This window comes from Dokdonella ginsengisoli, from assembly GCF_042652785.1.
Lineage (GTDB): Bacteria > Pseudomonadota > Gammaproteobacteria > Xanthomonadales > Rhodanobacteraceae > Dokdonella_A > Dokdonella_A ginsengisoli.
Map to the genome: position 1 here is coordinate 385,941 of NZ_JBHSHD010000005.1, position 7,107 is coordinate 393,047.

2 protein-coding genes are annotated in these 7,107 nt (G+C 67.6%); both read left to right on the forward strand.

Going from position 1 to position 7,107, the window contains the following annotated elements; translation table 11 throughout:
• Window positions 1–565: 565 nt before the first annotated feature.
• Window positions 566–3,655 (forward strand): DUF4394 domain-containing protein, encoded by a 3,090-nt coding sequence (locus ACFO6Q_RS06145; RefSeq protein ID WP_380019692.1) that lies wholly within the window; start codon window positions 566–568, stop codon window positions 3,653–3,655.
• Between the two features lie 393 nt (window positions 3,656–4,048).
• The coding region (locus tag ACFO6Q_RS06150) for a DUF7933 domain-containing protein (protein WP_380019694.1) at window positions 4,049–7,107 on the forward strand (3,059 nt) is incomplete at its 3' end.

Sequence of the window (7,107 nt, forward strand, 5' to 3'; positions counted from 1 at the left end):
AACGAGGCCCGCGAATGCATCCGTGACCGAAAGCGCGTTTCAGGGAATTCCAGCGCCGCTTACGGACTTCTTATCGTTTTTTGAACGCGCACTTCACGGTTCGGCAATTCAGCCTTCTCTCGACACGAATCTGTGTGGTGGTCCGCGGATTTGCGAGGTCGATTCCCTATTGCCTGGCCGCGTCGTGCAAGCATTGGCAGGCTGCATCCTGAAGTCAGTGGCGAGAAGTTGTCGCGACCGTTTCGCGCGCCTATAGTTCCGCCACCCCCACCTGCAGACGAATCAGAGGGCGGTCCCGTTCGGTCCGGACGTAGGAATCCTGATTCGTCGAACGCTCGACATTCCATTCAACTTACGAGGAAGAACCCCAGGCGACGAAAGCGACGTCGTCCGCTGAACAACTCACTGGCGCGTGCCTGAAACGCGTTTTTTTCGATCCAAATATTCTCATGGGGAATACAGGATGAAAGACCTGAGTCGTTTGCTCAAACCGAACATTCGAATGGCGTTGGGCATCGCAGGATTCCTTGCTCTGCAAGGCGTCATCTTCGATGCCAACGATGCCATGGCCAAGGCCAATCAACCCGCAGCCGATGCGGCGAAGAGGGCCACCTACAAGAAGATGCAGGCCAGGGTATCCACCAAGGCCGAACAGCCGACCGGATCCGATCTCGCTCTGACCGTCGGCATGACCCTCAACGGTGACGGCTCCACCTGCGGCACCGACACCTCCCTCGTAGCCAACGTCGGCGACCCGATCGACTTCTGCTACACCGTCACCAACAACTCCACCACCGCGATGGCCTTCAGCACGCTGGACGACAGCGTCGACGGCAACATCTTCACGAACCAGGCGACGGCGATCGCGGCCAGCGGCGGCACCTACGTCTACCACCGCAACGTGGTGGCGACCGCCGACAACACCTACAACGCCACCTGGACGGCGCAGGACCTCCTGCCCGGCTACACGCCCGACGACACCGCGGCGGCGGGCTTCGTCGACATCAGCACGACGGGCACGGCACTGGGCCTCGGCGACGACGACGAGATCGGCATCACGATCCCGTTCCAGTTCTCGTTCTACGGCGCGTCGTCGGACCAGCTGTGCGTCGGCAACAACGGCGCCATCGTGTTCGGCGTGTCGACCTGCGCGGTCGCCTTCGCCAACACGGCGCTGCCGGCGACCGGCTTCGGCGGCGCGGCGATCATGCCGTTCTGGGACGACTTCTTCGAAGGCAGCGGCGACGTCTACTGGCTGGCCGACGGCACTTCGCCGAACCGGCGCGTGATCGTGCAGTGGGATCGCCCGCACTATGACGGCGGCGATCCGACTCCGTCGAACGCGAACCTGGAAGTCATCCTCAACGAGGGTGGCTCGCTCTCGTTCCAGTACCAGTCGACCGACTTCGGCAACGCCAGCTTCGACGACGGCATCAGCGCGACGATCGGCCTGCAGAACGCCGACGGCTCGCTGTCGAACCAGTACTCGTTCAACACGGTGCTGTCGCATCCGGCTCCGTCGGCGATCGCCTGGACCTCCGGCACGGCGACGATCCTGACGGCGACGGCGAGCACCAGCCTCGACGTCGGAGCGCCGGTCATCGGCGTGACGCCGACCTCGATCAGCGAGACCGCCCCGTCCGGCAGCAGCACGCCGGTCACCGTCGACCTGTCGATCGCCAACACCGGCGACCGCGACCTCGACTGGACGATCGCCGAAGCTCCGGGTGATTCGCGCGCGCACTTCCCGTCGACGCCGCGTCGCGTCGCGCACAAGGTCGATCCGTTGGCCAGCGTCAAGCTCGATCCGGCCAACGCCGAAGTGGTGGCCAAGCGCCGTCAGCTCGCCGGCCGTTCGAAGCAGGGTCTGCTCGGCGGCGGCACGGTTCCGGCCTACAGCTTCGCCGGCTGGACGCACGAGGACTATCTGTCCCTCGACCTGGCCGCGCCCGGCACGCTGACCTCGATCGTCGACCCGGCTCCGGCCCAGATCTATGCGGCCAGCTTCGTCGACAACGACTTCAGCAAGGAGTACGTGATCACCGACGCCGGCGTGTTCGGCACCGTCGACACGACCACGGGTGCGCTCACCGAGATCGGCCCGATCACCGGCGGAACCTCGGGCGCCACGTACCTCAGCATGCGTTGGGACGCCACCACCGGCAACCTGTACGCGCTGGCCGACGATCCGGCGATCTACACGATCAACACCACCACCGGTGCGGCCACGCTGGTCGGTCCGCTCAGCGGCCCCGATCTGAATCCCGGCGCGCTCGTCGTCAACATCGCGCTCAGTCCGGAAGGCCTGATGTACGGCATCGACATCGTCGACGACGTGCTCATCGCGATCGACAAGAGCAACGGCAACGCGACGGTGATCGGCTCGACCGGCATCAACGCGAACTTCGCGCAGGGCATGGACTTCGATCCGTCGACCGGCATCCTGTACTGGGCGGGCTATCAGGGCAGCGGCGTCAGCAGCATCTACACCGTCGACCTGACCTCCGGTGCGGCCACGGAAGTGGCCCCGGTCGCCGACGGCGCCGAGCTGTTCGGCCTGGCGATCGCGATCGCGGGCGGCGGCTGTGCGCAGCCGGAAGACGTGCCGTGGCTGTCGGTGTCGCCGGCCAGCGGTACGGTCGAGGTCGGTGCGGCGGCGGACGTCGCCACGGTGACGCTCAATCCGAGCGGCCTCGTCGACGGCTACTACACGGCGAACGTGTGCGTCGGCAGCAACGACCCGGCCCATCGCAGCATCGGCGTTCCGGTCGAGTTCGCGGTCGGCGAGGTCGCTCCGGCGGCCACGGTCGATCCGACTTCGCTGGACTTCACGGTCGAAACCGGCGGAACCGGCAGTGACACCCTGACCGTCAGCAACACCGGCAGTCCGGGCAGCCACCTGACCTTCACGGTGACGGAAGCGGAAACCGATTGCGGCACGCCGTCCGACGTCGCCTGGCTGAGCGCCTCGCCGACCAGCGGCGACGTGACGGTCGGCACGCCCGCGTCCGTGGAAGCGGCCGTCGACACCGCCTCGCTCGCGGTCGGTTCGTACTCGGCGGTGCTGTGCCTGGCGACCAACGATCCGGCGCAGGCGACGATCTCGATCCCGGTCGCGCTGACGGTTTCGCCGGCCGACCTGATCTTCGCCGACGGCTTCGACGGCGCCGGCGATCCGAACGTGGTGACGGGCGACATCAACCAGCCGGTGACCGGCGACGGCGACGGCAGCGCGTTCGACTTCGCGCTGGGCGACTTCCACCCGTACAGCGGCAGCATCACCGCGGACGACATCAACATCTACACGCTGGGCCTGCCGGCGATCGCCGTGTACTGGTACGGCGACATGGTGCCGGCGGAGTTCGCGGAGGTGGTCGGTGGCGTGGTGGGTACGCCGGGCGGCACGGATTTCCAGGTGCTGCAGTCGGGTGACACGATCGGTCCGGACTCGCCGGTGTCGGCGGCCTCGCAGGGCGCGGACATGAGTGCGTTCGAAGCGGGCGTGGACGGTTACATCGGCGTGGCGTTCTACAACGAGGGAACGGGCGCGGTGAACTACGGCTACCTGCACGTGACGACGAGTGCGGGCGGGTTCCCGGTGCAGGCGCTCGACTACGGCTACAACAGCGTGGGCGAGGCCATCACGATCCCGTAACTCGAAGATCGATGCGTGAACTCAAGGGCCTCCCTCCGGGGAGGCCCTTTTTTTTTGGGGCGGCGGAATCGACGAACGTCGATGTACGCGAACGTTCGTATGAATCTGCGCCGTGCATGACTTCCGGCAGGTGCGGCCGTCCGGCCGGATCCGATAAACGGTCCTGATGCGGCCGCCATGGGGTGTTTCGGGCGTTCCGCATCCACCGGACCGGTCCTGCCGCTTCGACGGCAGCCCGGCCCTTGGTTCGTTCGATCCAAATCTCCTGGGAAAACCTACATGCCGAACATGAAAAAACGCGGCGCGGGCCGGCCATGGCCTCGCACGCTTTCGCTGGCGTCATCGCTCGCAGCGCTGACGTTCCTCGCCGGTGCGGGGCCGGCCGCAGCGGCCGTGCCTTCGCAGGCACCGGCAGGCATCACGCAAGCCGCCGCGGTCTCCGTCGAACAGGCGGTCCGCAACGCACTGACGGCCGGTGAGACTCCGGCGGTACTGGTCAAGTTCCGCGGCAAGGCGGATCTGTCCTCCGCGTTCGGCATGACCGAGCGCAATGCGCGCGCGACCTACGTCTACGAGACGCTGCGCGACTTCGCGACGGCACGCCAGGCCAGCGTCGTGCAGACGCTCGCCTCGCAGTACAGCCTGAGCGAGGCGGCGCACGAATACACCGTGCTGTGGATCGACAACAGCATCGCGATCGCGCGCCTCTCCGCGCCGATGCTGAGCTCGCTCGAAGCCGATCCGAACGTCGAGTCGGTGCGCGTGCAGAAGGAGATTCCGCTGCCGCAGGAGCCGGTGACCGAAACCGCACCGTGGCAGCTCAACGACGCCGTATCGAGTCTGGCCCACATCAAGGTGCCGGAAGTGTGGGCGCTGGGGCACAAGGGCGCCGGCGTCGTCGTCGCCAACATCGATGCCGGCGTGCGCTACACGCACCAGGCGCTGGTCGGAAAGTACCGCGGCAATCTCGGCAGCGGCAGCTTCGATCACAACTACAACTGGTACGACCCGTACAACCATTCGGCGGCGCCGCGCTACTCCGATCCGCACGGCTCGCACACGATGGGCACGATGGTCGGTGACGGCGGCACTTCGACCACGCAGACCGGCGCCGCGCCGGACGCGAAATGGGTGGCCTGCATCGGCTTCGGCCTGTCGGGCGCAGGCGCGACCGACGCCGGCCTGCTCGAGTGCGGCCAGTGGGCGCTGGCGCCGTATCCGACCGCCGGCGGCGGTACGCCGGATCCGACCAAGCACCCGGACATCGTCAACAATTCCTGGGGCGATTGCGGCCGCAGCTACGACGACTGGTACGAAGGCGTCATCGACGGCTGGATCGCGGCCGGCATCGTGCCGGTGTTCTCCAACGGCAACGCGTCGAACTGCGGCTATCCGAGCAATCCGCCGCTGAACACGGTCGGCAATCCGGGGCGTTCGGGCAAGGTGCTCGGCATCGGCTCGACCGGCACCACCAACGGCCTGTACGCGTCGCACTCGAACAAGGGCACGACCGACAACCCCAATCCGGGTCTGCCGAACTATCCCGATCCGGCCGGCTTCCCGAACCTGAAGCCGAACGTGGTCGCGCCGGGCGTGAGCATCCGTTCGTCGGGCAGCAGCAGCGACTCGAACTACTACAACGAAACCGGCACCTCGATGTCGGCGCCCACCGCCTCCGGCGTGATCGCGCTGATGTGGAGCGCGGCCGAGTGCCTGCGCGGCGACTACGCCACCACCGGCACCCTGCTGATGAGCACGGCCAATCCGGTTCCGGTCGCCACCGGCAGTCCGTCGGACGGCCCGGGCAACGTGCCGAACCAGGCCACCGGCTGGGGCGAGATCGATGCGCTGGCCGCGGTCAACGCCTCGATCCAGCACTGCGCCGCCGGCGCCGTGCCGTCGGTGACGAAGGACTTCGCGCCGGCGCTGATCTCCAACGGCGCCAGCAGCACGCTGACGATCCACCTGTCCAACCCGGCGGCGAGCGAAGCGACGCTGACCGCCGCGCTGACCGACACGTTCCCGGCCAACCTGGTCGTGGCCTCGACTCCTGCGGCCAGCACCACCTGCACGAGCGGCACCGTCACGGCCACGGCCGGCGCGGGTTCGGTCAGCCTCGGCAGCGGAGCGAAGATCCCGGCCAGCGGTGCATGTACCGTCACGGTCTCGGTGACCTCGACCGTCAACGGCAGCTACGACAACGTGATCGCGGCCGGTGCGCTGCAGACCGACGCCGGCAACAGCACGGCCGAGGCGACCGCGACGCTGACCGTCAACGCGAGCGGCCTGAATCCGCCGACGCTGGCGAAGGCGTTCGCGCCGACCAGCATTTCGGAAGGCGGCACGAGCACGCTGACGATCACGCTGTCCAACGACAACGCCTCGGCGCTGACGCTGAGCGGCGATCTGGTCGACACCTTCCCGAACGGTCTGGTCGTCGCGACGGCGCCGAATGCGTCGACCACGTGCGGCGGTGCCGTCACGGCGGCGGCCGGCGGTGGTTCGGTCACGCTGGCGGGCAGCGGTTCGTCGATTCCGGCTTCGGGCAGCTGCACGGTCAAGGTCGACGTCTCGTCGGCAGCGGCCGCCAGCTACACGAACACGATTCCGGCCGGTGCGCTGCAGACCAGCGCCGGCAGCAATGCCGCGGACGCGAGCGCGACGCTGACCGTCACCTCGGCGGCTGGCGTGGTGTGCTCGAACCCGATCAACCACACGATCGCCACCGACCTCGACGGCAGCTACTTCGGCTGGGTGTCCGGCCAGGTGTCGGACGACACCTTCAGCGGCTGGAACTTCAACCCCTACGGCAGCAGCGGCTCCTTCGCGTTCTTCTGGAACTCGTCGGGCGGTGACGCGGGCGTGGCGGCGACGGACGGCCAGCGCGACTGGCTGGTGCTGCAGAACGGCGCCGTCGTCGGACCGTCCTCGACCTTCTCGAGCGCGACCGGCGTGGCGACCAACTGGAGCGCCGGCGTCGACGGCTACCTCGGCTTCAAGTTCACCTGCGCCGCGGGCACCTGCTACGGCTATGCGCACATGACCTCGACCGGCACCACCGGCTTCCCGGCGACGCTGATCGACTACTGCTACGACAGCGCCGGCAATGCGATCACGATCACCGGCGGAACGCCGCTGAACGATCCTGCGGCGACGGTGAGCCCGACATCGCTGAGCTTCACGGTGGCGTCGAACGCGACGGCGACGGAGCAGGTGAACATCGCCAACGCGGCGGGCAGCAGCGCGCTGACGTACTCGATCGAGGCACGCGAGGCGGCGAAGGCAGTGCTGTATCCGCACACCAGCCGCATCGACCGCAACCGTCTGAGCAAGGCGGGCGCATCGAACCCGGATCGTGAGGCGAAGCTGGCGGAGCTGAAGGCGCGCAAGCCGAGCACCCTGGCCGTGGGCGGCCGCCGCGGCGGCAGCACGACGCCGTGGGCACCGCAGGG

Coding starts and splice junctions, on each gene's coding strand:
- ACFO6Q_RS06145 (WP_380019692.1), top strand. CDS start 566: ATGGCCAAGGCCAATCAACCCGCAGCCGATGCGGCGAAGAGGGCCACC.